25 protein-coding genes are annotated in these 25994 nt (G+C 45.6%); 19 read left to right on the top strand and 6 right to left on the bottom strand.

The window, feature by feature from the left end:
• Nucleotides 1–13: 13 nt before the first annotated feature.
• The gene (gene recF / locus IAQ59_RS05755) at nt 14–1111 is read right to left on the bottom strand and encodes a DNA replication/repair protein RecF (protein ID WP_209329849.1); all 1098 of its coding nucleotides are present in this window, start codon (nt 1109–1111) and stop codon (nt 14–16) included.
• A 102-nt stretch (nt 1112–1213) separates the two neighbouring features.
• Between recF and pdhA the strand changes: the two genes are divergently transcribed.
• The 6 genes from pdhA to IAQ59_RS05725 all read left to right on the top strand — a co-directional run bounded on the left by pdhA (nt 1214) and on the right by IAQ59_RS05725 (nt 7991).
• On the top strand, nt 1214–2236 hold the full coding sequence (gene pdhA, locus IAQ59_RS05750; RefSeq protein ID WP_209329848.1) for a pyruvate dehydrogenase (acetyl-transferring) E1 component subunit alpha: 1023 nt from the start codon (nt 1214–1216) through the stop codon (nt 2234–2236).
• A gap of 114 nt (nt 2237–2350) precedes the next feature.
• Nucleotides 2351–3070: a tetratricopeptide repeat protein gene (locus IAQ59_RS05745; RefSeq protein WP_209329847.1), complete on the top strand. Its 720-nt coding sequence runs from the start codon at nt 2351–2353 to the stop codon at nt 3068–3070.
• 80 nt (nt 3071–3150) lie between these two features.
• Complete coding sequence (gene ribH / locus IAQ59_RS05740; protein WP_209329846.1) at nt 3151–3627, top strand: 6,7-dimethyl-8-ribityllumazine synthase; 477 nt, start codon at nt 3151–3153, stop codon at nt 3625–3627.
• Between the two features lie 140 nt (nt 3628–3767).
• On the top strand, nt 3768–5090 hold the full coding sequence (locus IAQ59_RS05735; protein WP_209329845.1) for an aspartate kinase: 1323 nt from the start codon (nt 3768–3770) through the stop codon (nt 5088–5090).
• A gap of 228 nt (nt 5091–5318) precedes the next feature.
• A complete protein-coding gene (locus IAQ59_RS05730) occupies nt 5319–5657 on the top strand; it encodes a DUF6787 family protein (RefSeq protein ID WP_209329844.1) in 339 nt (112 codons plus the stop codon).
• A gap of 522 nt (nt 5658–6179) precedes the next feature.
• Complete coding sequence (locus IAQ59_RS05725; RefSeq protein ID WP_209329843.1) at nt 6180–7991, top strand: ABC transporter ATP-binding protein; 1812 nt, start codon at nt 6180–6182, stop codon at nt 7989–7991.
• Here IAQ59_RS05725 and nadC read toward each other — a convergent pair.
• Complete coding sequence (nadC, locus tag IAQ59_RS05720) at nt 7969–8829, bottom strand: carboxylating nicotinate-nucleotide diphosphorylase (protein WP_209329842.1); 861 nt, start codon at nt 8827–8829, stop codon at nt 7969–7971. The two genes, IAQ59_RS05725 and nadC, sit on opposite strands and share 23 nt — an antisense overlap.
• 109 nt (nt 8830–8938) lie before the next feature.
• Nucleotides 8939–9346: a DUF4783 domain-containing protein gene (locus IAQ59_RS05715; protein WP_209329841.1), complete on the bottom strand. Its 408-nt coding sequence runs from the start codon at nt 9344–9346 to the stop codon at nt 8939–8941.
• Between the two features lie 238 nt (nt 9347–9584).
• Here IAQ59_RS05715 and gpmI point away from each other — a divergent pair, with 238 nt between their 5' ends.
• Entirely contained in the window at nt 9585–11108 is a 1524-nt protein-coding gene (gpmI, locus tag IAQ59_RS05710; protein ID WP_209329840.1) for a 2,3-bisphosphoglycerate-independent phosphoglycerate mutase, read from the top strand.
• A 9-nt stretch (nt 11109–11117) separates the two neighbouring features.
• Nucleotides 11118–11687 carry a hypothetical protein gene (locus IAQ59_RS05705; RefSeq protein ID WP_209329839.1) on the top strand — a complete coding sequence of 190 codons (570 nt, stop codon included), beginning with the start codon at nt 11118–11120 and terminating at the stop codon, nt 11685–11687.
• A gap of 7 nt (nt 11688–11694) precedes the next feature.
• Here IAQ59_RS05705 and IAQ59_RS05700 read toward each other — a convergent pair whose 3' ends face one another.
• From IAQ59_RS05700 to IAQ59_RS05690, 3 genes are all read right to left on the bottom strand, one after another.
• Nucleotides 11695–13221 (bottom strand): sodium:proton antiporter, encoded by a 1527-nt coding sequence (locus IAQ59_RS05700; RefSeq protein ID WP_209329838.1) that lies wholly within the window; start codon nt 13219–13221, stop codon nt 11695–11697.
• 228 nt (nt 13222–13449) lie between these two features.
• Complete coding sequence (locus IAQ59_RS05695; protein ID WP_209329837.1) at nt 13450–14676, bottom strand: Glu/Leu/Phe/Val dehydrogenase dimerization domain-containing protein; 1227 nt, start codon at nt 14674–14676, stop codon at nt 13450–13452.
• On the bottom strand, nt 14651–15790 hold the full coding sequence (locus IAQ59_RS05690; protein WP_209329836.1) for an anhydro-N-acetylmuramic acid kinase: 1140 nt from the start codon (nt 15788–15790) through the stop codon (nt 14651–14653). Before IAQ59_RS05690 ends, IAQ59_RS05695 begins: the two co-directional genes overlap by 26 nt.
• 123 nt (nt 15791–15913) lie before the next feature.
• Between IAQ59_RS05690 and IAQ59_RS05685 the strand changes: the two genes are divergently transcribed.
• The 11 genes from IAQ59_RS05685 to IAQ59_RS05635 all read left to right on the top strand — a co-directional run bounded on the left by IAQ59_RS05685 (nt 15914) and on the right by IAQ59_RS05635 (nt 25888).
• Nucleotides 15914–16645: a type III pantothenate kinase gene (locus tag IAQ59_RS05685; RefSeq protein ID WP_209329835.1), complete on the top strand. Its 732-nt coding sequence runs from the start codon at nt 15914–15916 to the stop codon at nt 16643–16645.
• The gene (gene bamG / locus IAQ59_RS05680) at nt 16638–17906 is read left to right on the top strand and encodes a BamG family beta-barrel-assembly machinery protein (protein ID WP_245189455.1); all 1269 of its coding nucleotides are present in this window, start codon (nt 16638–16640) and stop codon (nt 17904–17906) included. The genes IAQ59_RS05685 and bamG overlap by 8 nt, the downstream gene beginning before the upstream one ends.
• The gene (locus tag IAQ59_RS05675; protein WP_209329833.1) at nt 17903–19219 is read left to right on the top strand and encodes a hypothetical protein; all 1317 of its coding nucleotides are present in this window, start codon (nt 17903–17905) and stop codon (nt 19217–19219) included. Before bamG ends, IAQ59_RS05675 begins: the two co-directional genes overlap by 4 nt.
• 70 nt (nt 19220–19289) lie before the next feature.
• The gene (gene lptC, locus IAQ59_RS05670) at nt 19290–19835 is read left to right on the top strand and encodes an LPS export ABC transporter periplasmic protein LptC (RefSeq protein WP_209329832.1); all 546 of its coding nucleotides are present in this window, start codon (nt 19290–19292) and stop codon (nt 19833–19835) included.
• A 262-nt stretch (nt 19836–20097) separates the two neighbouring features.
• Nucleotides 20098–20313: a hypothetical protein gene (locus IAQ59_RS05665; RefSeq protein ID WP_209329831.1), complete on the top strand. Its 216-nt coding sequence runs from the start codon at nt 20098–20100 to the stop codon at nt 20311–20313.
• Nucleotides 20314–21585 carry a hemolysin family protein gene (locus tag IAQ59_RS05660; RefSeq protein ID WP_209329830.1) on the top strand — a complete coding sequence of 424 codons (1272 nt, stop codon included), beginning with the start codon at nt 20314–20316 and terminating at the stop codon, nt 21583–21585.
• Between the two features lie 87 nt (nt 21586–21672).
• Nucleotides 21673–23787, top strand: a complete 2115-nt coding sequence (locus tag IAQ59_RS05655; RefSeq protein WP_209329829.1) for a peptidylprolyl isomerase — start codon at nt 21673–21675, stop codon at nt 23785–23787.
• A 106-nt stretch (nt 23788–23893) separates the two neighbouring features.
• Nucleotides 23894–24160 carry a DUF493 family protein gene (locus tag IAQ59_RS05650; RefSeq protein WP_209329828.1) on the top strand — a complete coding sequence of 89 codons (267 nt, stop codon included), beginning with the start codon at nt 23894–23896 and terminating at the stop codon, nt 24158–24160.
• 18 nt (nt 24161–24178) lie between these two features.
• Nucleotides 24179–24409, top strand: a complete 231-nt coding sequence (locus tag IAQ59_RS05645; protein ID WP_209330104.1) for a 4a-hydroxytetrahydrobiopterin dehydratase — start codon at nt 24179–24181, stop codon at nt 24407–24409.
• Nucleotides 24409–25089, top strand: a complete 681-nt coding sequence (rsmI, locus tag IAQ59_RS05640; RefSeq protein ID WP_209329827.1) for a 16S rRNA (cytidine(1402)-2'-O)-methyltransferase — start codon at nt 24409–24411, stop codon at nt 25087–25089. The genes IAQ59_RS05645 and rsmI overlap by 1 nt, the downstream gene beginning before the upstream one ends.
• Before the next feature lies 1 nt (nt 25090).
• Nucleotides 25091–25888 (top strand): inositol monophosphatase family protein, encoded by a 798-nt coding sequence (locus tag IAQ59_RS05635; protein WP_209329826.1) that lies wholly within the window; start codon nt 25091–25093, stop codon nt 25886–25888.
• Nucleotides 25889–25994: the final 106 nt, after the last annotated feature.

Below are 25994 nucleotides of genomic sequence, written 5' to 3'. Positions count from 1 at the left end.
CATGTAGCGATTTTTAAAGTGGCATCCCTTCGCTGATCGGGATGAATTTGGCTGGCATATCCAGCGATTCGAAGATTGCTTTGGAGCGTTCCGGTCTAGCGTCGGTTATAAAAAGCTGCCCAAATCCTTTGTTTGCTACCAAGCGCATCAATTGTTCCATGCGCCTGTCATCCAATTTATCAAAAATATCGTCAAGCAGTAGGATAGGGGGTCGGTTTTTATGCTGCTTCACCACTTCAAATTGGGCAAGCTTCAGGCCCAGTACGAAGGATTTCTGTTGGCCCTGTGACCCGAATTTTTTCAACGGATATCCATCGATTGTAAAGGCGAAGTCATCCTTGTGAATACCTGATTGGGTTCGCTTTAATAAAATGTCTTTTTCGAGTTGGTGTTTAAAGTTTTTTTCGAAACTAGGGTTGGACAGTTCGCTTTGGTAATGGATATCTACGGTTTCCTGGCCACTGCACAGTTCCCGATAGTGTTTGTGCAGGGAAGGAATGTAATCGGTCAGGAAATCAGTCCTTCTCCGGTGTATGTTGGCGGATAGCTGGAGCAATTCGGCGTCGTATGGTTCCAAGAGGAGAGCGTCTTTCCTTCCTTCCTCGTGAAAAATCTTTAAAAGGGCATTCCGTTGTTTTAAAAAATGCTGGTATCGAATCAGATCCCGAAGGTAGGCTTTGTCAATTTGCGAAAGTATGCTGTCAAAAAACTTCCGGCGTTCTTCACTTCCATCCCGAATCAGGGTGGTGTCATCGGGAGCGATCAACACTACGGGGATCAGGCCGATGTGGTCGCTCATTTTTTCTGTAGCTTTCCCGTCTACCAGCAATTGTTTTTTTTTAGTCCGCTCAAAGGCGCAGAGCACCTCGATTTTTCGATCGTCAGTGACAAAGGACCCTTTAATCGAGAAAAAATCCGTACCGTGCTGGACTTGGTTTAGATCCACAGAACTGAAGGCACTTCGGGTAAGGCACAGGTAATGTATGGCGTCCAAAAGATTGGTTTTTCCGGCACCGTTCAATCCCGTAATGCAGTTTATATCTGGGGAAAAATCCAGGTGGGCTTCCTGGTAGTTCTTAAATTGGTGGAGCCTAATATTTTTGAGGTACATGGTTTACGAAATGGCGATTTTGACTATTTTCGCATTCTAGCCCAAAGTTTAGCGGTTTTGATTATCTTTGGGGTCAAAGTTAGCATATTTATACATAACGATATGGCAAAAAAGAGTTCTGGTACGACTAAGGCAAAAGTAAACTATTCAAAAGAGACCTACGCCTACTGGTACGAAAGCATGCTGCTGATGCGGCGTTTTGAGGAAAAGGCGGGGCAGCTTTACGGACAGCAAAAGATCCGTGGCTTCTGTCACTTGTACATTGGTCAGGAGGCCTGTGCTTCCGGAGCCATCACAGCGTTAAACAAGGACGACAAATGGATCACAGCTTACCGCTGCCATGCCCATCCACTGGGTCTGGGTACGGATCCAGGTGCGGTAATGGCAGAGCTGTTCGGAAAAGAAACCGGAACGACCAAAGGAAAGGGAGGTTCCATGCACATTTTCGACAACACCCGAAATTTTGCGGGAGGTCACGGAATTGTGGGAGCACAGATCCCTATGGGCTTGGGGCTCGGATTTGCCGAAAAATACAAGGGAACCAAAAATCTGGCGATCTGCTATATGGGTGACGGAGCGGTTCGGCAGGGAGCCTTCCACGAATCGTTGAATTTGGCCATGCTTTATAAAGTTCCCGTCATTTTTGTGATCGAAAATAACGGCTATGCAATGGGTACATCGGTGCAGCGTTCCTCTAATGTGAATGAGCTTTATACCCTCGCGGAAGCCTACGACATGCCTTCGTTTGCAGTTGATGCGATGAATGTGGAGGCGGTACACGAGGCGGTATCCGAAGCTGCAGAAAGAGCCCGCAGCGGCGATGGTCCCACCTTGTTGGAGTTTAGGACTTATAGGTACAAAGGTCACTCCATGTCAGACCCACAAAAATACCGAACCAAGGAAGAGGTAGAAGAATACAAGAAGCGCGATCCAATCGAGCAGGTTAAGGACACCATCCTCACCAATAAGATCCTAACAGAAGACGAAATCAAGGAAATCGATGCGAAAGTGAAAAAGCAAGTAGCCGATGCGGTTAAGTTTGCCGAGGAGTCTCCTTGGCCGGATGGAGAGGACGCATTCAAGGACGTCTACGTAGAAGACGACTACCCATTTATCCGGGAATAAAGATCACAGTGACGTAGTAAAGCCATTCACAGCTACAAAATGTGGATGGCTTTTTTCATTATTATTTGTGATTCAAGGAAAACCCATATATTTGCGAACTGAAAAATTATCATCATGTCTAAAAGTAACGTGAAGCGGGCAAGTAAAAGCCAAGAGGTATCTAACGAACTGTTGGAAAATCCCGAAGCAATTGCAAGCAGATTAAATAGAGGAGAAGCCTTTTTGAAGGAAAATACCAAGCTGGTAGCCGGTATCATCGGCGCGGGCATCTTGGTGATAGCAGGGATACTGTTTTTCCAGATTCACAAAGCCAACCAAAACGAAAAGGCACAGGCTGAAATGTTTCAGGCTGTCTATTACTTTGAGCAGGACAGTGTAGACTTGGCGCTAAACGGCGATGGAGTAAACGTTGGACTCCTGTCGATCATCGATAATTACGGGGGTACCGATGCAGCCAATTTGGCACATTTTTATACAGGTTCCATCTACCTTTCCCAGAATGATGCCGCTAAGGCCGTCGAGCATTTGAAAAAGTTTTCTGCCAATGATTTTTTTGTGCAGGCACAGGCTTACTCCTTATTAGGGGATGCATATATGGAATTGGGCGACTACAAAGAAGCTATCAGGCAGTATACCCGCGCAGTGGGCCATAAGCCGAATAAGTTTTTTACACCTAAGTACCTTAATAAATTGGCAATCGCTTACGAAGAATCCGGTGATTTGAAAAATGCCATCGAAACCTATGGCCGGATTGAGAGCGAATATTTCGACTCCTACGAGTTTACTTCTGCCCGAAAACACAAAGCCCGATTAGAGGGTCTATCTTCGAACTAACCTGTAAAAAACAGTTAAGATATGAAGAAGAGTAAGGCCCTGGGTTTTACTCTTTTTTTTGGTCAATTACCTAATTTATTATGGCAACTTCTCTAAAGAATTTAAGTCAACACAGCGAGGCAAATGTCAAGGATATCAGCAATAAGAGGTTTGGTATTGTAGTCTCCGAGTGGAATGAGGAAGTAACCGAGTCACTATACTCCGGTGCCCTGGAAACGCTCCTGGCCAATGGAGCCAAGCGGGAGCATATTATCCGGAAAAATGTACCAGGTTCCTTCGAACTTTCCTTGGGTGGGCAGTGGCTGGCGCAACTGGAGGATATCGATGCCGTTATTTGCCTAGGTTGTGTCATTCAGGGAGAAACCCGGCATTTTGATTTTATCTGCGACGCGGTTGCAAACGGGATCACTCAAGTGGGATTGAAGTACAACAAGCCGGTTATTTTTGGCGTACTAACACCCAATACACAGCAACAGGCCTTTGACCGCGCGGGTGGTAAACATGGTAATAAAGGAGATGAGGCGGCTATCACAGCCATCAAGATGCTCGGTTTCTGAAAGTGGGTTTCTGGAACTAGTAAAACAGTTGAAAAGTTAGTAGGTATTCTTCGTAATCCAGCGTTGAACGACCTGCTTTGAGCGCAAGTTGATCCAAATAGGACTACAAAGGAAGTTCGCAGAAAAATAAATAGCGACATATGAAAATCATGAAATTTGGGGGGACCTCGGTAGGGAAACCCGAAAGAATGTATCAGGTAAAGGATCTGGTAACCACCGGTGATGAACCGACGATTGTTGTTTTGTCTGCCCTCTCAGGTACTACCAATGCCTTGGTAGGTATAGGGGATGCCTTGTCCGCAGGAGACAAATCCCTCGCAAAGCACCGGATTGATGAGCTGCACGCACATTATAAGCAGTTCTGTTCGGAGTTGTTTCGTAGCGATATGGCGATGAAGGAGGGAGAGAAGATCATACAGGAGCATTTTGAGTTTTTAGCGATTTTGCTGAAAATCTCCTTTAACGATGCCATCAGCAAGGATATTTTGGCCCAAGGAGAGCTTTTGTCTACCAAGTTGTTTTACACGCTTCTCCAGGAGTTGCAAATCGATGCGGTATTTCTGCCCGCCTTGGACTACATGAGTATCGATGAATATAGTGAGCCCGAACTTCCTAAGATCCGGGAAAAGCTGAGCGCACTGCTGGCCAAATATCCTGAGAAGAAACTCTTTGTGACACAAGGGTACATCTGTAAGAATCATCGAAATGAGGTGGATAACCTGAAGCGGGGAGGGAGTGATTACACGGCTTCTCTGATAGGTGCGGCGATTTCTGCCTCTGTAGTGGAGATATGGACGGACATCGATGGCATGCATAACAACGATCCGAGAATCGTGGACAAGACCCGTCCCATTGCCCATTTATCCTTTGATGAAGCCGCAGAATTGGCCTATTTCGGGGCCAAAATCCTGCACCCGGCTTCCATTTGGCCGGCACAGCAGTTCAACATTCCTGTAAAGCTGCTAAACACCATGCAGCCGGAGGCATTGGGTACGACGATTACTGCCAACGTACAGGAGCGTGGCGGGGTGAAGGCCTTGGCGGCAAAGGATGGCATCACGGCGATCAAGATTAAGTCGAGCCGGATGTTGTTGGCCTATGGTTTTTTGCGCAAAGTGTTTGACGTCTTTGAAAAATACCGAACATCGATCGATATGATTACCACCTCAGAGGTGGCTATTTCACTGACCATCGATGATATTTCTCATCTGGAGGAGATTAAGTTGGAGTTGGATAAATTCGGCACGGTGGAGATTGATCACAACATGGCGATTATCTGCATTGTGGGTAATCTGATTATGGAGCAGCAGGGCGTTTTGCAGGATATTATGGGTAGTCTTTCCGAGATACCGCTTCGCATGGTGTCCTATGGAGGCAGCAAGCACAACGTGTCTGTGCTCGTAGACGCGGCCTATAAGAATCAGGCTCTCCAAAGTCTTAATGAGGGACTGTTTGATTTTTAATGGTAGGGATTGCGTTGACTTGTGAAGGTGTGGTCTGTAGCCGCACCCTTTTTTTATTTTAATCGGGGCCGTGACAGTGGAGAGGATTGTTTCTCGCAACCGGCGCGATTGCTTTTTTTGGCTTTTGTCCTCAACCTTAGGGTAGCCCGGCGTCTTCTACGGCGTATTAAGGCAAATCGGAGTAATTTTGTTACTTTTGTCTCCAAATCACCTAAACCGATTGCATGGATGAGTAATAGTTCCGAAGACACCTCCCAAAAAACATGGCTCCGCAAACTCCAATATAAATGGAAGCTGGAAAGCCTCTGGCAGGTGATTTTGGTTTTAGTGGTCTTTGCCTGCACGGGGATGACGGTGCTGTGGATCAAACAGCCCATATTCGACCTACTGGGTATCGATCGATCGGAGGGAGGATTCGGGAAAACCATCTTATACTTGCTGTTGGTGCTTCCCTTATATCAGCTTATCCTGCTGGTGTATGGCTTTATTTTTGGTCAGTTCGGATTTTTCTGGGAAAAGGAAAAACAGTTCCTACGCCGGATTTTATCGCTTTTTAACAGGAAGTAATTCCAGCTCCGATCTCCAAATGGTGATTTTCTTTCCAAACAGGGCGGAAATTTTTACGGATATGCCAAGTATAAAAAGGAAGAGTCCGGCGGCTGTCCATTTCCAACTCGTTTCCATGGGAACTGTGTTATATAGCGTTGTATAAAGTCGGCTGGTTTGAATGGCAATACTTTTCCAAAGTCGGTTATCGGATTAGCTCCTTGCCCCTAGAGATCAGCGGATTGTACGCGCCCGGTTTCTTCCAGGTAAATCCTTTTAGTATTGGCTCAGCTAAAATAAGGTAAAAACTAATTTAATGGCAATTAGTTTAATAAATAAAAAAATGTAAATTTAATGTCATTATTTAATAAATATATATAAAAAAAATAATATAATGTAATTTGATATTTTTATAAGAAAAAATCAATATGCAGTCTAAAGACATGTAACAGTCCGTATTTACTACCAGATGCTCAGTAGTCATGGGGCATTTTTGGCTAAAATGTGTACCTTTGCCCGCAAGAAAAAAGAGCACCTATTTCCATGGCTAAAACAAGAGGGCTTCCACTTGATGCGAGTGAAAAGAGAAAACTAAATAAGCAGAATTTTCAAAAGCTTGCCGGTATTTTTAGGTTTGCACTTCCCTATAAATTGCCTTTTTTTATCGGCATGGGATTTCTGTTTTTTTCAAGTCTCCTACTACTTACGTTTCCCTATGTGGCGGGAAAGTTGATAGACGCTGCCTCGGGAGAGGCATGGATCGTCCAAGGCATCAATTCGATAGCACTGATACTGTTGGGGATTCTTTTTGTACAGAGTATGTTTTCCTTTTTTCGGGTTTGGCTGTTTGCGCAGGTAAGCGAGCGGTCCATGCGGGATATTCGTATGGCACTGTACGACCGTATGGTGCATCTGCCGATGTCGTTTTTTGATAAGCGAAGGACCGGGGAACTGATCAGCCGGATTACCTCTGATGTGGCCCTGCTGCAGGATACCTTTTCCATCACACTGGCGGAGCTACTGAGGCAGTTAATTACGTTGCTGGCAGGGGTTGTATTTTTGTTTTACACGACACCACGGTTGACCTTGTTCATGTTAGCCACCATACCTGTGTTGGTGATCATCGCCATGGTCTTCGGCAGGTTTATCCGCAAGCTGTCGAAAGAGACCCAGGATGAACTGGCCGCCGCCAATGTGGTGGTGGAGGAGACCCTGCATTCCATCGCTACGGTTAAATCCTTTACAGGCGAAGAATTTGAGTCAAGGAGGTACGGCAGGGGATTGAACAACGTGGTGAAGGTAGCCTTAAAAGCTGCTGGATACCGGGGTGCTTTCATCTCCTTTATCATTTTTGCCCTGTTTGGGGGCATTGTAGCGGTCATTTGGTACGGTGCCAACTTGGTCAGTGAGGGAAGCATGAGTGTGGGCGATCTGGTGAGTTTTGTGCTTTACACCACGTTTATCGGAGGATCCATTGCCGGATTGGGGGATATCTACGGACAGGTACAAAAGGCCATTGGCTCTTCCGAGCGGGTGATGGAGATCCTGGATGAGTCACCGGAAACCTCCACTGCCTTGACCAACCCATCGTCGGTTCAGGGTTCGATTGTTTTTTCCGATGTGCATTTCCAATATCCCACCAGGCCGGATGTGTGGGTTTTAAAGGGGGTGGAAATTTCCATACGTCCAGGCGAAAAGGTTGCCCTGGCAGGATACAGCGGTGCCGGTAAGTCAACGATTGTGCAGCTTCTGATGAAGTTTTACGAGTGGCAAAAGGGATCGATTTCCGTAGATGGCAAGGCACTCAAAGACTGGGATCTCAAAGAGTTGCGGTCGCATATCGGTATTGTACCGCAGGAGGTACTTCTGTTTGGTGGAAGTATCCGTGAAAACATTGCCTACGCCAAACCCAACGCTACCGAGGAGGAGATCGTGGATGCGGCACGTAAAGCGAATGCCTGGCAGTTTATTGAAAAATTCCCGGAAGGCCTGGATACCTTGGTGGGCGAACGTGGCGTGAAGCTTTCGGGAGGGCAGCGGCAGCGAATCGCCATTGCCAGAGCCATTCTCAAAGATCCGGCGATCTTGGTGCTAGATGAGGCCACCTCTTCCTTGGACGCTGAGTCGGAGGCTTTGGTTCAGGAGGCTTTGGATAAACTGATGAAAAACCGAACCACCATTGTAATTGCTCATCGCCTCGCGACCATCCGGAAGGTGGATCGCATTTACATGCTAAAGGAGGGTCAGATCGTAGAGGAAGGAGATCATGAGACGCTCTCCCAGGTGGACGGGGGCTATTATTCCAAGCTGGTCAAGCTACAGTTTACCGAAGCTACACTACCGCCTTTAGACTGATATCCATGCTTTTTACCTGATGGGTGAGCGCTCCCACGGAGATGTAGTCCACGCCACATTCAGCCACTGCCACCAGTGTGTCTTCCGTGATGCCGCCCGAGGCTTCGGTGGGGTATCGTCCTCCTATCAGTGCAACGGCTTCTCTCATTTGTGCATACGACATGTTGTCCAGCATGATAAAGTCTATACCGCCCACTTCCAACACCGCTGCTACTTCGTCGAGGTTACGCGTTTCCACCTCGATTTTTAAGGGAAGCTGGTTTTTTTTCAGGTATTCCTGTGCTGCAGATACGGCCTGCCGTATGCCTCCGGCAAAGTCGATGTGATTGTCCTTCAGCATAATCATGTCGTAGAGTGCAAACCGGTGGTTTTTGCCACCACCGATGCTCACGGCCCATTTTTCCATCATGCGAAAATTTGGCGTGGTTTTGCGGGTATCCAGTAGCTTGGCTTTGGTATGGCTTATTTTTTGAGTGAGCTGATGGGTATAGGTAGCGATGCCACTCATACGCTGCATACAGTTAAGTACCAGTCGCTCTGTGGTAAGGATAGCGGATACTTTTCCTTCCACAAAAAGTCCCACGTCACCCGCATCCACGGGACTGCCGTCAGGTATTTGGATGCTTACCTTCAGGTCGGGATCGTAGTGTTGAAAGATTTCTTTGGCCAGTTCCACTCCGGCGAGTATGCCGGGTTCCTTGATCAGAAGTTTGGCCTTACCCATTGCAGTAGCTGGGATTACGGCTAGGGTAGAGTGATCGCCATCGCCGACGTCCTCCTTGATAGCGGCTGTGATAAAATCAGTCAACCGTGCTTTTGTAATGTATGCATGCTTCACAAGGTAAAAGTAGGCAATTATTCCCTCTTACGCATGGAATAAGCCGTTGCTTTGTTCCTGCGCTGGTTTGCATGAAGCCTTTTCCGATGTTTTTTGCGGCACATTTTTTCTATTCCTTGGTGATTTCCAGGCTGTAGATCCTTAGTTGGCTGGCAGAGTTAAGCTTGCTCTTGATCAGGGTTTTAAATGACCCGGTTCTACTCTGATAATTCCCGATGAGGTAGCTGATTGTTTCAGAGGAATCACTTTGGTGGATGATTTCGAAATTCTGGGGAGGGTGTTTTTTGAAAAAATCCCTTAATAGAATTTCTGTTTGGTTTTTTGAAAAGTGGCCCCGGTTATCACCCAACTTGATTTCAACGGTCGCATCCAGCATTTTTGCGATCTCCTTACTGGAACCTTGCTTTAGGGCCTGTTCGATTTGTTCAGCTAGGGGGGTTTTAGGTCCTGTGGTAGGTGTCTGAGCAGATGAGAGCAGGGTGAACAAACTGATAAATACGGCAATACACAATCTCATGGCCTTTCGGTTGCAAATTCCAGGCCAAAATCACCCTTGTGTTCCGGAGTTTATCATCATTTACACCACCGGGCGCGTCTGATGGTCAAGCTTACTAGAATACCTGATAAATTGCCGTGCTTTAACGAATATCGTTTATATTTGTCAGCTTAAATGGGCAGGTGTTACGCAATTGTCTTTAGGGACAAGACGTTTCTTTAGCCTGTAGTCTATCTAGATAAATCGAATACCAGCATACATGGACAAGAAAGTTTTATTGATGATTTTAGATGGCTGGGGATTAGCCACTAATCCGGAGGTTTCAGCTATTGACAAGGCACAAACACCTTTTATTGACAGCTTGTATGAAAAATACCCACATGCCAAGCTTGAGGCGTCGGGTTTGGCTGTTGGTCTTCCGGAGGGACAGATGGGGAATTCCGAGGTTGGTCACATGAACATCGGTGCAGGCCGGGTGGTATATCAGGATCTGGTAAAAATAAACAAGGCGGTAGAAGCCGGGGAGTTAAATGATCATCCGGTGCTCGTAGAGGCATTCGAAGCAGCGGCCAAGGCGGGAAAAAAGGTGCATTTAATAGGATTGGTATCCGATGGAGGCGTGCATGCCCATATACTCCACCTAAAGGGCCTATGTGATGCAGCAAAGGCTAATGGAGTTTCTGAACTGTACATCCATGCCTTTACTGACGGAAGGGATACAGACCCGAAAGGGGGCATTAACTATCTGAGTGATCTGAAGGAATACTGCGAAACATCTGTAGGAAAGATAGCTTCTGTGATTGGCAGATATTATGCCATGGATAGGGACAATCGCTGGGAACGGGTAAGCTTGGCATACAAGGCCATGGTAGAAGGAGAAGGGGAAAAGTCGAAGGACATTCTTTCGGCGGTAAGGAAATCCTATGCCAACGGCGTAACCGACGAGTTTATCAGACCCATCATTCAGGTAAACGAAGCCGGAAAGCCGATCGGAAATATGGAAGAGGGTGACACCGTGATATGCTTTAACTTCAGGACGGACAGGGGCCGTGAGATCACCGAAGTACTCACGCAAACGGACTTCCCTGATTATAACATGAAGAAGCTTAAGTTGAATTATGTCACCTTGACCATGTACGACGAGACTTTTCAGGGAGTTTCAGTGGTCTTTGAAAAGGATAACCTTTCCAATACCCTTGGAGAGATACTAGCTAAGAACCACAAAAAGCAAATCCGCATTGCGGAGACCGAAAAATACCCCCATGTCACGTTCTTTTTTTCCGGAGGTAGAGAAAAGGTATTTGAAGGCGAATCCCGTATTTTGTGTAATTCACCGAAAGTGGCGACCTATGATCTACAGCCGGAAATGAGTGCCCAGGAAATCGCAAAAAAAATCAACCAGGAATTACCTAAGAAGGAAGCGGATTTCATTTGCCTAAACTTCGCCAATGCTGACATGGTCGGCCATACCGGTGTGTTTGATGCGGCCGTTAAGGCCTGCGAGGCGGTGGACAAATGTGCCGAATCTGTGGTGAGGACGGCATTGGAAAACAACTATACGGTAATAGTGATAGCTGACCACGGAAACAGTGACTGCATGCTAAACGAAGACGGTACGCCAAATACGGCCCACACAACCAATCTAGTTCCTTGTATTATGGTTGATAAATCCGATAAGCTGCTCATTCACGACGGAAAGCTCGGAGATCTGGCACCCACTATTCTCAAGCTAATGAATGTGGAAATTCCAGCAGAAATGACCGGGGATATCTTATTGAAATAAATGAGGTGTTTGGAAATAACCAAGAACAGAAGCCTGGCCTTATGGCTAGTGCTTCTGTTTTCGTGTTCGGAGAAAGAAGTTAGGTTGTCGGAAAATCCCACCCAATTGGACAAGTACTTTCCGCTAAGCGAATTTGTATTGTCTCAAATCGAACTTTTGGATGGAAAGGAAATTGAAAAGATCCTGTTATTGGGCGAAAGCCAAGAGACTATCATTCAAAAGTTGGATAGCGTAGGCTGGAGAAGGGAACTGGACTTATTTATCCAATCCGATATCAACAAAGCGTCTTTAGCCGGTTCTTATAAAATAGCGGAGATGCCTGATGGTGTCGTGTATACCCGCATCGAAGGACAACCGGGTGATGTACAGGAATTGCGTGTGACCACAGAAGGTGACCGAATTCTTCAGGTATCCTTTACGTACAAAAAAGCGTCTTTTTTTTATCTTTCCGAAGGGGCTGGTTCCTTAAGCATAGATCCCAATACGGGTCTATTGGATTCGTACGAGGTTATTGGACACCAAAAGGTTTGGTTATTGTCAGCGAATGACATGCAGTTGAAAGCCACAGTCAGGAAGTAATTTTTAGCTAAGCAAAAGCAAAGAACACCAGCCAGGTTACAAAGAGGATGGGTAGCAAAATCGGGATGGAAAATCTCAGTATGTACCCAAAGAAGGAGGGCATTTTTATCCCACTCTGCTCGGCGATCGATTTTACCATAAAGTTTGGACCATTTCCTATATAGGTCATCGCACCGAAAAACACCGATGCGATGGAGATGGCCATTAACTGAAAGGCAGACTCGGGCATACTGTTGGCGGCAAACGCTTTGACTTGTTGGATATTGTTGATGTCCGCGCCTTCTGATGCCATCGCTGCGGCAAGAAAATTGAGGTAAGTGGGTGCATTATCCAAAAAGCCGGATAAGGTGCCAGTGCCCCAGTAAAGACTGTTGTGAGTGATCATGGCGGCCCCTTCCGGTGATTTAGCGAAATCCCCCACAAGCTCAAGTGCGGGCATCATGGTGCCAAATATTCCAATGAAAATGAACGCAACTTCGCGGATTGGCTCGAAATTAAACTCATTGCCCTTTATGGCATCTTTGCTGGCAAACCTGAACGACAAATACGCTACCGACAGCATAATGGTCTCACGGATAAAGGAAAACTTTTGTCCATCATAATGGATGGCTGGAACCCAATCAAGTACGTTGGGGTCTAAAAAAACAGATATAATAATAACCAAAAGCCACAGAAAGTTTTTGGTGCCAATTAAGGATATTTTGTTGGTAAAGGCCTCCGGTTCCGGATGATCATGTTCCTCGGTTTTTCCGAACCTGCGATCGATCAGGTAAAACAATATGGCCAAAAATGCCAATGCCAATACCCAAGCTGGCCAATTATGTTCCAGTGTCCAGAAAAAGGGGACGCCTTTCAAGAAACCAAGAAAAAGTGGGGGATCACCTATAGGAGTTAGGGAGCCTCCAACATTGCTGACCATAAAAATGAAAAAAATGATGTGATATGGCTGTATATTATCTCGATTTAAACGGATAAAGGGACGGATAAGCAGCATAGAGGCGCCGGTAGTTCCTATCAGATTTGAAATCAACGCACCAATTACGAGAAGGGATACATTGGCAAAAGGCGTGGATTTCTTGTCCACTTTGATTAGAATCCCACCGGATGCAATGTACAAGGATGCGAGCAAGGCAATAAATTGAATATACTCAGCCAATGCATGGACTGGATTGTGTACATTATGCAAAGCAAAGAGATAATATAACACGACGAAGGCTGCCAATCCAACTGCAATCTTCGGGTAATTGTGATGCCAGAAATGCTCGTAGAATAGAGGGCCAGTGGCAATCATTAGCAGCAATGCAACAAATGGAACGACTAGCCAGCCTGGTGCATGACCATGTTCCTCTCCGTGGGCCAACTCAATCACCGGATCAGCTGATTGGAATTCAGATGCATCAGCCAAAAGCGGTTGTGCTTCTGCCGTTAACAGCCCCGAGGAGGCCTTTTCGGCGGTCGTCGCATCTACCGTTGGAATAAATGGAGACAGGAAGAGCCCAAAAACAAGTGTGCATGAAGCAATGAATTTCTTCATCAAGTAGTTCAATTAGATTAGTTGAAAACTCAGGAAAATGAAGTTAACCAAACGTGGTAAGAAAACCAATTCCAAAATTTTAGCTCCCTAAACTACCTATTTTGAATCATACGAAACAACAAATTTGATGGAAGAGGAGTAAATTTTTATAAAGGGTGTGATTTCGAGTTTATAAATCACACCCTTTATAGGACCTGAAGATACACGTATCATTTAGCGGTAATGGTATTAAATAAGTTGATTTAGAGCAATTTCCAGTGCGCTTTGGGCGATTTTGGTACGTCCCGGATTCGCTAAATGTGCTTTTTTAAGGGCCTTGTATACTGTGGCACTGATATCTTCAAAAATCGCCTCGTCTGTAAGAGAGGCTTTGTCCCCCATCAGGTACGCGGCTAGGCGTGCCATTCCTGAATTGGAAATGAAGTCGGGGATGAGTGAAATGTTATTGTCAGTGAAGATGCCAATTGGCCCCAGAAAAATGTCGTCCTCTGCAAAGGGAATATTTGCACCGCAAGTGATCAATTCTACCCCTCCATTAAGGAGCCGATTCACCTGTTCTTTGGTTACCAGCCTGGAGGAGGCAGCAGGTACGAAAATATCTGCCGGGACATCCCATATTTTCTCGGAAGCTTCTACATAGGGGATTAGGTTGGCTGCCCTGAGTTTATTGTCTTCCTTGTTTACGAAAATGGTTTTTACTTCTTCAAGGGTAAATCCTGCGGGATTTATCAAGCCACCTTCCAGCGAAAGAATTCCAACGATTTTCACGCCGGCCAGTGCCAAAAAGCAGGCCGCAGATGCTCCGACATTTCCCCAACCCTGTATGATGGCTTTTTTGCCTGCCAATGACCCGCCCCAAAGATGGTAAAAATGCCGGATTGATTCGGCGAGACCATATCCTGTAATCATGTCGGATACCAAAAATTTTTTCATCCCGTCCGGTGCATAGAGGGGGTTTTCGATGATCTTGGTCATACCCTGACGTAGCTGGCCTATCTTTCGTATTTTTTCGGGTTCCGCCGCCTTGTAGTACCCATTTACGATTCCTTCCTGAGGGTGCCAAAGTCCGTAACTTTCGGTTATGGGGAGGATTTCATGTTGTTCGTCTACGTGGAGATCTCCCATGGTTCCACAATAGCTTTTGAGTATGGGCATGACAGCGGCATACCATCTTTTTAGTACCTCTTCTTTTCGAGGATCCGACGGGTCAAAGTTGATTCCGGATCTTGCCCCGCCTACCGGAGGTCCCGAAACCGTATATTTCACCTCCATGGTTTTCGCCAGTTCGATCACATCCTGTTTATCGATTCCTTTCTTCATGCGTGTGCCACCACCAGCAGCCCCGTGACGTAGCGAGTTGATGACTAGCCACCCTTCGGCTTCGGATTCGCTATCACTCCATTCAAATACAATTTCAGGTTGTTTGTTTTCAAATTTTTTTAGTAGAACCCGCATAGGTACGTTGGTTTCTTTGGTTTTTTGTTTCATTAAATCCGTAAAGGGTGCCTCCACAGCTGTCTTCAGCAGCTCCTGTGACCGAAGCCAGGCAGTTGGTTTCTTGCCTAAGGCGTAGTACGCCCAGTAGGCCAAAAATCAAGGCCTCTTTAAACTCCACTAAGGTAGGCTCTGGCACCAAAATTTCTACTGAATGCCCCACTTGTTTTTGTAGATTTTCAATAAAAAGGCGGTTATATGTACCTCCTCCGGTGCAAAGAAGTTTCGGTTTACCTTCGTTATGAGGCTGAATCACTAGAGCTACCTTATGTGCAAAATGTTGCGATAGTGTAGCAAGTACGTCTGCGGGTGGTAATGGGAATTCATTGATTAGCGGATGGAATCCGACATCAATGTCTTCTCTGCCCAGTGATTTTGACCCTAGGGTGCGGTAATAGGGCAGCTCATTCAGTCTCTTCAGTAGTGTAGGGTTGACTTGCCCAGATCGGGCGTACTCCCCGCCGGCATCGAAAGGCGCACCAAGCCGGGAGGCAAAGTGATTGAATAGTAGGTTAAACGGGCAAATATCGAACGCAAGCCGTTTGCCGCCTTGTTCGTAGGAGATATTTGCGATGCCCCCTAGGTTGAGGCAGTAGTCAATTTCCGGAAACAGTAGTTTATCCCCAATGGGAACCAAGGGAGCACCCTGTCCTCCTAACTGTACATCAAGACTTCTAAAGTCATTGATCACCGGAAGACCTGCGGCCGTGTACAGGCTCCAGCCGTTGCCAATTTGCAGTGTTAGGTTTTTGTCGGGCTGATGGTACACGGTGTGTCCGTGGGAGGCTACTGCCATGGGGGCAAGGCGGTGTTTTTGGCAAAACTCCCGAACCGTTTCACCCATCCACCTGCCAAAAGTGACATCTAATACAGCCAGATCCAATGCACTGAGTAGGTGACTATCCTTAAGGGAGTTTCCTAGCGGGGCGGGGAAAGGGACGGTTTCTGCAGCCTGTATTTCGTAATGCCAAAGGGGTGATTCACCCCTTGTAAAGGAAGCTGCGACGACATCTAATCCATCACAAGAGGTTCCCGACATCAGGCCGATTACAGGGTAATTCGTTTGAATCTCCATTTGGGTTAAATATTGTTAAAACAAGGTACGTAAAGTTAATTTTTTTTTTGTGTACCCCCATGCCTTTTTGAAAATGCCTAATTTTACATAATTACTAAGCGCCCGGTAAAGGCAGTTTTTGTATTGGATAACTTCATAGTAGATATAGGCAACAGCAGTATAAAGGCAGCCCTGTTCCGGGACGGGAAGTTGAGTGAAGAATGGCGTATCATGGAGCTATCAGCACTCAATGATCTTGCATTAAGACTGACGGCGGTGGATGGGGTGTTGATCAGTTCAGTCAGGTGGAACAAGGAAGAACTGGAGCGGTCACTTGATTTTAGTTTTGTGTACTTCGATTACGACACGCTGCTGCCCGTGGATAATCGATACGAAACTCCATTTACCTTGGGACTGGATCGGGTCGCGAGTGTGATAGGTGCTCGTTGTTTTCGGAAGGAGGGCCCCTTACTAGTGGTGGATCTAGGCACATGTATCACTTTTGAGTTTCTGGATGCTGACAATGCTTACTTAGGAGGAGCTATTTCACCGGGGATTCAAATGAGATTGGAAGCCATGCACCGGCAGACTGCCCGTTTGCCTTTGGTCTCTTGGCCGGTATCCGGCGCACCGCTGATCGGTCAAAATACGAAGGCTTGTATGCAGTCGGGGATCTATCACGGCGTGAAACACGAAGTATTGGGAATGATCCAAACCTATCAAAATCAATATGAGAAGCTCGGGGTCTATATTTGCGGAGGAGATGCCAAATACTTTGAAAGCTTAACAAAAGACCCCATATTTGTAATCCCCAATTTGGTCCTATACGGATTGAATCGAATTTTAACGTACAATGTCGAAAAACTACATGCGTAATTTATTGAGTCTTTTTCTAGGCTTGGTATCCATAAATTTTAGTCTTGCACAGTCAACTTCTTCTACATACAGTTCATTGGGAATAGGTGAATTCAACACTTCTGGGTTGACCCAAAACCAAGCGATGGGAGGCATGGGCGTCAGTTATGGCAGCAGTTTTAGTGTAAATAACGTGAACCCTGCCATTTCAATTAAGAATTATGCGTATAGTTTTCAGGCTGCGTTTAATTACAATTCCGTCGATGCTGCCACAGCTGCGGGTTCAGATAGGATAGATGGCGGTGGGCTTAGCTATGTAGCCATGTCCTTCCCAATCATACCTCGGCAGTGGGCGATGGGATTGGGGTTAAATCAAGTGACGGGTGTTGATTATAACCTCTCGGTAGAATCGCCCGTTGTGAATTCGCCACTTACGTCGATCAATAATATTCAGGGGCGCGGAGGACTGAGTGAAGTGTACCTACAAACCGGATTTACGGTAGCCAAAAACCTTAGCTTGGGCTTGCATGCGTCCTACCTCTTTGGGTCTACCATACGGACCAACCAATTGGAACTGCTCAATGAAGAAGGAAATGATGTGGGTATTTCCTCGGAATATTATGAAAGGATGACCTTTAGTGACCTGACCTTTAAGGGTGGGCTGTATTATATGGCGAAAATTGGAGACAGGAAACTCCTGAACATTGGCGCCATTTATCATCTCTTTGGAGACATTAACGGAAAAGAGTTTGCGAAAATGGCGGAATTGGGTCAGTCTGCAATCCCAAACTCACCGGGAGACGTTTTGAGAGACGATGTTTCGGGTAGTATCTTTATTCCGCAAAGGCTCGGATACGGAGTAACTTACGAAAAAATTGATAAATTTGTTATTGGACTGGAGATGCAGCATCAGGATTTCAGTCAGTTCAGGGGGTTTCGTGGAGGAGAAAACTCACTGACAAATTCCTTCAAGGCGAGTCTAGGAGGACAATATGTGCCTAATCCCTATTCTATCGAAAGCCTGTTTCAACGGATTACGTTCAGATCTGGTGTGGAATATGAACGATTGCCGTATTTTCTGAGTGGAACAGAGATTACGGATATTGGCATAAATTTTGGTGCTTCCATTCCGGTATATTCGATGTCATTATTTAATTTGGCATTTAAAGTAGGCTCCAGAGGAACGGTAGAGAATGGATTGATCAGAGAGAATTATTTCAAAGTATCTTTGGGTATTTCAATAAATGATAATAGTTGGTTTTACAAAAAAGTATTTGAATGATGTGGACAAACAGGAAATTTAAATGGGCGCTTATGGGTTGTCTTTCCTTTTTGATGATTGGAATGGCAAATGCCCAAGACGGTTGGAATTGGCCTTCGGATCCTCAAATGGAAGCCAAAGCCAGGGAATTGAACGCAGCGTATACCGATTACAAGCGTTCGGAAGAATTCTTAAAGGCGAAAAACGGGCTCAACTGGCTGCTCGTTAATGTACCTGAATTAAATGAGTCGCTCTATATCAACGGAGTGGATATTTATGCCGGGGCGGCAAAAGCAGCGACTGACCCGAAAGAGCAGAGCGTCTATCAGGATTCTGTTATGATTATTTATGATTTGAGAAACAAACTATACGATAATGAATCTAGGTGGATCGCTAACAAGGCCTACTATGCATACAACTTCTACAAAGGAGAAAAGACCAAGGTTGGCGTGGCTACGGATGCGTTCGCTCGGGTACTTGAATTAAATGGTACATTGTCCTATCAACTAGTGCCTGCTTATTTTGATGCGGTATACCGTAACTATGCGTATAACAAAGCCTATACACCGGAAGAGCTACTTGGTATTTATGAGACGTTGAATGCGATCTTGGAGGAGGCTGAGGGAGCCGGCAATGATGTAAGCAGTCAAAAGGGTATCATGGAGCAGTTAATCGTAGCCATGGAAATCATCGACTGTGATTTCATTGCAAATATTTTAGGGCCTAAAATGATGGCGGATCCAGAGAATATGAAGCTTGCGCAGCAAGTGTTCCAATATTCAGTTCAGCAGAAGTGTACCAATTCAGATACGTTCCTTTTTGCCCTTGAAGTAATTGATAACAACGACCCGACCTTCTCTACATCGCAGGTTAGGGGTCTAAGGTACATGCAAAATTCCGAGTATGCGAAAGCAGGTGAGTTGTTTGAAAAAGCCTTGACTCTTGCGACCACAGATGAACAGCGGGCTGAAATCCATTGGGACATGGCGAAGGTTCATGCCAACCTTGGAAGAAAGGGTCAAGCGAGAACCTCTGCGATGAAAGCGGCAGAATTAAGCAAAGATCGGGAAAAGGACGCCTACAGCTTCATTGGTGGGCTTTACATGAGTTCATCCAACGATTGTAGAGGCGGTCAAAGCCGCGTGAAGGATTATTCCATTTTCATCGCTGCATACGATGCTTATGCTCGTGGCGGGGATTCTTCCGGTATGGCCAACGCTAAGGCGAGGTTCCCATCGAAAGAAGAATTGTTTACAGAGGGTTTTCAAGTAGGAGAAACAATCAATACCGGCTGTTGGATAGGTCAAACCGTAACCTTGGCGACACGGGATTAAACGTTACTGAAATAAGGATTATATTTGGCAAAGGGCGGTTACATACCGCCTTTTGTTTTTATCTTTGACAATGGTTTTGAGGTCTGCGGATATTTTGTCAGCCTTTTTGGTGTTGGGTTGGTGCATGTTCTCCTTTTCATGCAGGGAAGATGTGGATAAAAGTCAGCTGGCAGTTTACGAGGGTCCCACTAGGGTGGGGTTTGATATAGTCTTGCACCATAGTGATTCTGCAATTGTACGGACGAAGTTGATGGCGGACAAGCAGCTGGAGTTTCGAAATGGAAACACTGAATTCCCGGAGGGAATAGTCATTCATTTCTTCGACAAGGACGGGGCATTGTCTACGACCATTCAGGCTGATCGCGGGTATTACGAGAAGCGTACCAACTTGTACCGTGGAGAAGGAGATGTCCGCGTCCACAACATCTCCAAAGATCAAAGGTTAAATTCAGAAGAGTTGTTCTGGGATCCGAGTAAAAAAAGGATTTACACCGAAAAATTTGTGACCGTAGAGGAACCTGACCGAATTATCCGAGGTACAGGCATGGAAGCGGACGAGGGTTTCAATGACTACACGTTCACCGAGGTAACAGGCGAAATAGACAATGCATTGTAGGTGTCAGCAGGGAGGCTTGAACAGTCAACCGATCAAAAAAATTGACAAAGGAAATCGAGCCTGGCGCAAGTGACACTCACGGGAAGGACTATGCTACATGGTGACTGCCTTCAGGCGGGCATCCTGATGAACCGGGACATGTTCTGACCATTTAAAATCAATTATAGACACTTGAAATCGAGCACGACGCAAGCGACACACACTAGGATGACTATCCGCCATGCGAGATTCCCTGTGACCGCTGAATAACAATTATAGACACATGAAACTGCTTGATTACCTTATATTGCCGGCGGCAGCAGCTTTAGTGATCATCGGAGCACACATCACGATGACGCAGGGTATCACAGCGTCCTATCCCATCTTGATGTTTGCGGTGGCCTTGTTGTTTTGGTATATGTACCGCAAGCGCGTTCGGGCCGATCGGGAGGAATCCACAAATGCTTCTGAATCTAAAAGGAAGAAAAATCGACGCTAGATGGAAACGCAGTATTTGGTATTCGTATTGGTCAGCCTGTTATTTTCAGCGTTGTTTTCAGGGTTGGAGATTGCATTCGTTTCCGCAAATAGGCTGCATATTGAGCTTCAAAGCAAGCAGGGCAAGCTATCCGGCGAGATACTTTCCAGGTTTATCAATAATCCAAGCCATTTCATAGGAACCACACTCCTAGGCAACACGGTGTCGTTGGTTTTATACGGTATTTTTATGGCCTATTTGTTGGAACCGCCAATTCAACAATTGCTTCCGGAAGAGCTCAATAATCAGGCTTTTGTAATGATACTACAGACGGTAGTGTCTACGGTGATTGTGTTGATCACTGCGGAGTTTGTGCCCAAGAGTATTTTTATGCTTAACCCAAATAGCTTGCTGGCTTTTTTTTCGTTGCCTTTTGCGTTGGTTTACTATTTGCTGTACCCCGTGGTATGGTTTGTGGTAGGTTTATCAAAGGTCTTTATTACCAAGGTTCTCAAATTGGACTATGAAGAGGATAAGCCGGTGTTCGAAATCACGGATTTGAACAGCTTTATCCAAAGCAACCTGAGCTCTGAGGGTGAAGATGGTAAGTTGGAGATTGACACCAAGATATTTGATAATGCGGTGGAATTTAAAACCGTGCGGGTGCGGGAGTGCATGGTGCCGCGCACAGATTTGGTGTCAATCGAGGAAACCGAAGATATTTCGGAACTTAGAAGGGCGTTCATTGAAAGTGGCCATTCCAAAATAATTGTGTATAGGGATACCATTGACGATGTGATTGGTTATTGCCATCACCTTGAGCTATTCAAGAAGCCCAAAACCATCAGTGAGATATTGACTGCCATTATCATCGTTCCCGAATCGGCCTTGGCTAACGAGCTGCTTGTACAATTTATAAAAGAGCGAAAGAGCCTTGCACTGGTTGTCGACGAGTTTGGGGGTACAAGTGGTATCGTTAGCATGGAAGATATCATCGAAGAGATTTTTGGAGAGATAGAGGACGAGTATGATAGCGATGACCTCGTTGAGCAGCAACTCTCAGATTTCGAATTCCTGTTAAGTGGCCGGCACGAAATCGATTACCTCAATGAAAAGTACGGATGGAAGTTGCCTTCCGGAGATTTTGAAACCCTCGCCGGTTTTATCCTCTCTCAAACCGAAAATATACCTCAGAAAGGGGAGTCAGCGACTTTTGGTCCCTTCACGTTTACCGTAGTTTCTAAGCAAGATCATCGTATTGATACTGTAAAGCTTAAGATAAACGTACGGTAGATACCAAATACTTGATTTATTGATCGAGGATTATTTTGAATTTAGAGGGATATGTAATTATTTTGCGACACTTCAAAAAATAGGAGAATGGCATTAATAAAGGAAATCAGACAAAGAACAGGTCTTGCTATCGGAGTAATCGCAGTTGGACTCATTTTTTTCCTCGTAGGAGGAGATATATTGGGCCCCAATTCGATGATCCTAGGCAGTGGAAGAACCACAGTCGGAGAAATAGCGGGGGATCGTATTTCTTATGAGGAATATATTCAAAAAATAGAAGAGGCAAAGCTTTCTTTTCAGCAAAATACAGGGAGAAATCCTTCTGAAAATGAGCTGTATAGTATTCGGGAGCAGGCATGGCAGGCGCTGATTGTAGAAAAGGTGTTTTCTGCAGAGTACGAGAAGTTGGGTTTGACCATTTCAGACGAGGAATTGGTAGACATGGTTTCCGGAAAAAACATCATAGCCGAGTTGCGCAGAGAGCTGACCAATCCACAAACCGGAGAGTTTGACAGGCAGCAGCTGTATACGTTCCTCCAATCATTGGATAATGCCGATCCGCAGCAACAGATGTTTTGGGCACAGCAAGAGCGACTGTTTGCAGATTCTAGGCTTCGGATTAAGTATGACAACATGTTGGGCTTTTCAGAGTATGCCAATTCTGCGGAGGCTCGTTTGCAGCACAAAATGGCCAATTCTATCGCAGAGGTTGATCATGTGCATATTCCTTATTATGTGATTTCTGACACTGCCGTGTCGGTGTCCGATAGTGAACTGAAGAGCTTTATCAATAAAAATAAGGATCGGTTCAAGGTGGATGAAAGCAGGGATATTGATTATGTCACTTTCAGTCTTCGGCCAAGCCCGGAAGATTCAATGGAAGTACTTACCGAGATTCGCGAACTCACAGAACAATTGAGAACAACTACGGAGGATTCCGTTTTTGTGTTGCGTAATTCCGATGTAAGCAATTCGTTTAGGACGATCCTTCCAGGGGATGATTTGCCGACAAATCTCACCGCAAATGTGGAAAATCCTGAAGAGGGTGCAGTATATGGGCCATTTTTGACCGAACGTTCCAGTTTTGTATCTTATAAGATTACAGAGCAGTTTGAAGGGACTCCACGGATGCGTGCTAGCCATATATTGTTGTCTACGGATGGGCTAGAAGATGGCGCAAAAGCTGAGGTAAGGGCCGAAGCACAGCGAATTTTGGATCTGATCAAAGGCGGTGAGAATTTCTTTTTCGCAGCCCAGCAATACGGACAGGATGGAACAGCTCAGAGAGGCGGTGATTTGGGTTGGTTTGCAAAGGAAGATTTTATCGAAGAGTTTGCAGATGCAGTGTTTGCGGCTAGAACTACCGGACTACTCAGTAACCTAGTGGAAACGGAATACGGTTATCACATCATTGAAGTGACTGAACTCCCTCAGACACTTACGACAAAGGTTGCTGTGTTGGAGTTGGAGTTGATCGCCAGTGATGTTACCAGAAACGACGTATTTCGGAATGCGGATATGTTTGCGGCTAATTCCACCAATGCGAGCAGCTTTAAAGACAACGCGGAAAAGGAGGGATATCAGGTGCTAAAGGCTACTGGAGTTGGCTCCTCTGCCAGGTCGCTAAACAACCTGACAGGTGCGAGGGAAATTGTGCGTTGGTCCTTTACCGAAGGTTCTGTCGGCGATGTGTCTCAGGTGTTTGAGCTGGATGATGCGTATGTGGTTGCGTTGGTCGTGGCAGAGACGGGTGAGGGGGTAGCGGATCTACGAGACCCTATGACACGCGAGCAGGTATCCATGGAAGTTCGCAATGAAAAGAAAGCCGATCTGATTATTCAGCAAATAAATGGATTGGAGACCCTTGAGGCAATCAAGGAGAAGTTCCCCGATGCTTCGTTGGGATCCACACCTGACCTAAGGATGAATGCGACGGTGATTCCAGGTGTTGGATTTGCTCCAAGGGCCGTAGGTGCTATCTTTGGAATGAGCACCACGGGAACCATCTCGAAGCCAATTAAAGAGGATATCGGGGTAATAGTGGCAAAGGTAAATAATTTTACCCCGGCGCCAGAGATAGCGGACTTTACACGGTATCAAAATGAAATCACGTCAAGCTCCTCCCAGCGAACCAGCTACATGATTATGATGGCGATGGAAGAGCTAGCAGAAGTGAAAGATTATCGGTACAAGTTCTTTTAACAAAATCATACCTATTAAGATCCCATTTCTAAGCAGGAATGGGATTTTTTTATTAATGGGGGATTTAATTATCTCCTTAGGTCGTTATTATGAAAAAAGTACGAGTATGAACAACGCATTTGATTTGACTTCCTTTAGGGAAAAGTTAGAGGCACACGCTACCTTCCCTACCTTATATATGTTTAAATTTATTGTGCCAAAAGGTAGGGAAGCGGAGATTGGATCCTTGCTGCCCAATAATGAGATGAAATTGAAGGTTTCTTCCAAGGGAACCTATGTCAGTGCTACCATTCAGGCACTGATGCCAAACAGCGAGGCAATCATCGACGTATACTTGCGTGCCGCCAATATTGAGGGGGTTATTGCCCTATAAACTAATATACTGATGCATATGTGGACAGAAGAAGCTAATAAACTGATCAAAACCTTTGAATTTAGCGATTTTACGGAGGCCTTTGCTTTCATGACAAGGGTAGCTTTTTTGGCAGAAAAGCATGGTCATCACCCAGATTGGTCGAATTCCTACAATAAGGTGACGATTTCCCTGACTTCGCACGATCAAGGCCATGTGATCACTCAAAAGGACTGGGACCTTTCAAGTGCTATTGATCAATTGCTGTAATGCCTGAGACCCCACACTTATACTTAGTTCCCACGCCAATCGGGAACCTGGAAGATATCACGTTGCGTGCGCTGAATGTATTAAAGTCTGTGGATGTTATTTTAGCCGAGGACACCCGAACCTCCGGAAAGCTACTGAAGCACTTCGATATCAAAAAGCCTCTTGAGAGCTATCACATGTATAATGAGCACAAATCTGTGGAGCGGTTGATCGCACGGATGAAGGAGGGGACAGTTATGGCGCTTATTAGCGATGCAGGTACTCCGGCGATTTCCGATCCGGGCTTTTTGTTGGTTCGTGAAATGATAGAGAGGGGCTTTACCGTTAATTGCCTGCCCGGCGCTACGGCGTTTGTTCCTGCGTTGGTCAATTCCGGACTTCCCATTGACCGTTTTGTGTTTGAAGGGTTTCTTCCGATTAAGAAGGGCCGAAAAACCCGTATAGAGGCGTTATTGAATGAATCGAGAACGATGGTGTTTTATGAATCTCCCCATAGGTTATTGAAAACGTTGCTTCAGTTTTCAGAGGTGTTTGGGCCTGACCGAACGGCATGTGTTAGTAGGGAATTGACGAAAATCTATGAAGAAAACGTTAGAGGTACCCTCGCCGAATTAATTGATTACTATGAAAGTCATCCGATAAAGGGTGAGATTGTGTTGACATTGTCTGGAAAAAAATAATATGAATTTACAATCGCTTTTAGAACCTACAGTAGCTGCAGCTAAAGATGCGGGTGCATTTATCAGAAAGGAACGGCAGCATTTTGACCTTGGGAAAGTAGAGCATAAGGGGTTTAATGACCTTGTTTCCTATGTGGACAAGGAAGCAGAAAAAATTATCGTCAAGGCACTCTCCAACTTGTTTCCGGAAGCTGGATTTATCACCGAGGAGCAAACCGTGGAACAGGTAGATACACCTTGGAAGTGGATTGTGGATCCATTGGATGGCACGACCAATTTTGTGCATGGCATTCCCTCTTATGCGGTATCTATAGCATTGGCCAAAGATGGTGTGGTAATGCTTGGAGTAGTCTACGAGGTAGGCCGGGATGAATGTTTTACGGCATATAGGGGTGGTGGTGCTTTTTGCAATGGTAGGCCGATTCGGGTCAGTGAGGTTGATGCTCTTTCCAAATCCTTAATAGCTACTGGCTTTCCTTATTACCTGGGAAATCGTTTGGAAGCCCATTTTGATTTACTCAAGGACTTGGTCTTAACTAGTCACGGCCTTCGTCGTATAGGAAGTGCAGCGGTAGACCTTTGCTATGTAGCCTGTGGTAGGGTAGAAGCCTATTTTGAATATAACCTACAGTCCTATGATATTGCAGCGGGTACGTTGGTATTGGAGGAGGCAGGTGGGAAGGTGAGTAATTTTCAGGGAGGCCCGGTGTTCTTGTTTGCAGGCGAAGTAGTGGGTTCAAACGGAAGAGTACACGGGCTCATACTGGAAAAAATGAAGGCATTGGCTTCCAGTAAATAGTCTTACCGGGTGCTTTCGAAGCGCTTTGTTTTAACAGATTATTGTTGATCTTATTTACAGCGTTTATTTGCGCGTATTTTGTTTTTAACGACAAATAATTTGTTTT

This window comes from Lunatimonas salinarum (genome assembly GCF_017811155.1).
In the GTDB taxonomy this organism is placed as follows: domain Bacteria; phylum Bacteroidota; class Bacteroidia; order Cytophagales; family Cyclobacteriaceae; genus Lunatimonas; species Lunatimonas salinarum.
Note: the sequence above shows the minus strand (reverse complement) of the source record. Positions and strands in the feature narration are given on the sequence as shown.

Excerpts from the sequence above, each read along its gene's own strand:
- recF (WP_209329849.1), bottom strand. The coding sequence starts at position 1,111 with ATGTACCTCAAAAATATTAGGCTCCACCAATTTAAGAACTACCAGGAA.
- IAQ59_RS05730 (WP_209329844.1), top strand. The coding sequence starts at position 5,319 with ATGAGTAATAGTTCCGAAGACACCTCCCAAAAAACATGGCTCCGCAAA.
- IAQ59_RS05715 (WP_209329841.1), bottom strand. The coding sequence starts at position 9,346 with ATGAGATTGTGTATTGCCGTATTTATCAGTTTGTTCACCCTGCTCTCA.
- bamG (WP_245189455.1), top strand. The coding sequence starts at position 16,638 with ATGCGTAATTTATTGAGTCTTTTTCTAGGCTTGGTATCCATAAATTTT.
- IAQ59_RS05725 (WP_209329843.1), top strand. The coding sequence starts at position 6,180 with ATGGCTAAAACAAGAGGGCTTCCACTTGATGCGAGTGAAAAGAGAAAA.
- IAQ59_RS05745 (WP_209329847.1), top strand. The coding sequence starts at position 2,351 with ATGTCTAAAAGTAACGTGAAGCGGGCAAGTAAAAGCCAAGAGGTATCT.
- IAQ59_RS05695 (WP_209329837.1), bottom strand. The coding sequence starts at position 14,676 with ATGCGGGTTCTACTAAAAAAATTTGAAAACAAACAACCTGAAATTGTA.
- IAQ59_RS05735 (WP_209329845.1), top strand. The coding sequence starts at position 3,768 with ATGAAAATCATGAAATTTGGGGGGACCTCGGTAGGGAAACCCGAAAGA.
- IAQ59_RS05665 (WP_209329831.1), top strand. The coding sequence starts at position 20,098 with ATGAAACTGCTTGATTACCTTATATTGCCGGCGGCAGCAGCTTTAGTG.
- IAQ59_RS05700 (WP_209329838.1), bottom strand. The coding sequence starts at position 13,221 with ATGAAGAAATTCATTGCTTCATGCACACTTGTTTTTGGGCTCTTCCTG.
- IAQ59_RS05675 (WP_209329833.1), top strand. The coding sequence starts at position 17,903 with ATGATGTGGACAAACAGGAAATTTAAATGGGCGCTTATGGGTTGTCTT.
- IAQ59_RS05660 (WP_209329830.1), top strand. The coding sequence starts at position 20,314 with ATGGAAACGCAGTATTTGGTATTCGTATTGGTCAGCCTGTTATTTTCA.
- lptC (WP_209329832.1), top strand. The coding sequence starts at position 19,290 with ATGGTTTTGAGGTCTGCGGATATTTTGTCAGCCTTTTTGGTGTTGGGT.
- ribH (WP_209329846.1), top strand. The coding sequence starts at position 3,151 with ATGGCAACTTCTCTAAAGAATTTAAGTCAACACAGCGAGGCAAATGTC.
- gpmI (WP_209329840.1), top strand. The coding sequence starts at position 9,585 with ATGGACAAGAAAGTTTTATTGATGATTTTAGATGGCTGGGGATTAGCC.
- pdhA (WP_209329848.1), top strand. The coding sequence starts at position 1,214 with ATGGCAAAAAAGAGTTCTGGTACGACTAAGGCAAAAGTAAACTATTCA.
- IAQ59_RS05635 (WP_209329826.1), top strand. The coding sequence starts at position 25,091 with ATGAATTTACAATCGCTTTTAGAACCTACAGTAGCTGCAGCTAAAGAT.
- IAQ59_RS05650 (WP_209329828.1), top strand. The coding sequence starts at position 23,894 with ATGAACAACGCATTTGATTTGACTTCCTTTAGGGAAAAGTTAGAGGCA.
- rsmI (WP_209329827.1), top strand. The coding sequence starts at position 24,409 with ATGCCTGAGACCCCACACTTATACTTAGTTCCCACGCCAATCGGGAAC.
- IAQ59_RS05645 (WP_209330104.1), top strand. The coding sequence starts at position 24,179 with ATGTGGACAGAAGAAGCTAATAAACTGATCAAAACCTTTGAATTTAGC.
- IAQ59_RS05690 (WP_209329836.1), bottom strand. The coding sequence starts at position 15,790 with ATGGAGATTCAAACGAATTACCCTGTAATCGGCCTGATGTCGGGAACC.
- IAQ59_RS05655 (WP_209329829.1), top strand. The coding sequence starts at position 21,673 with ATGGCATTAATAAAGGAAATCAGACAAAGAACAGGTCTTGCTATCGGA.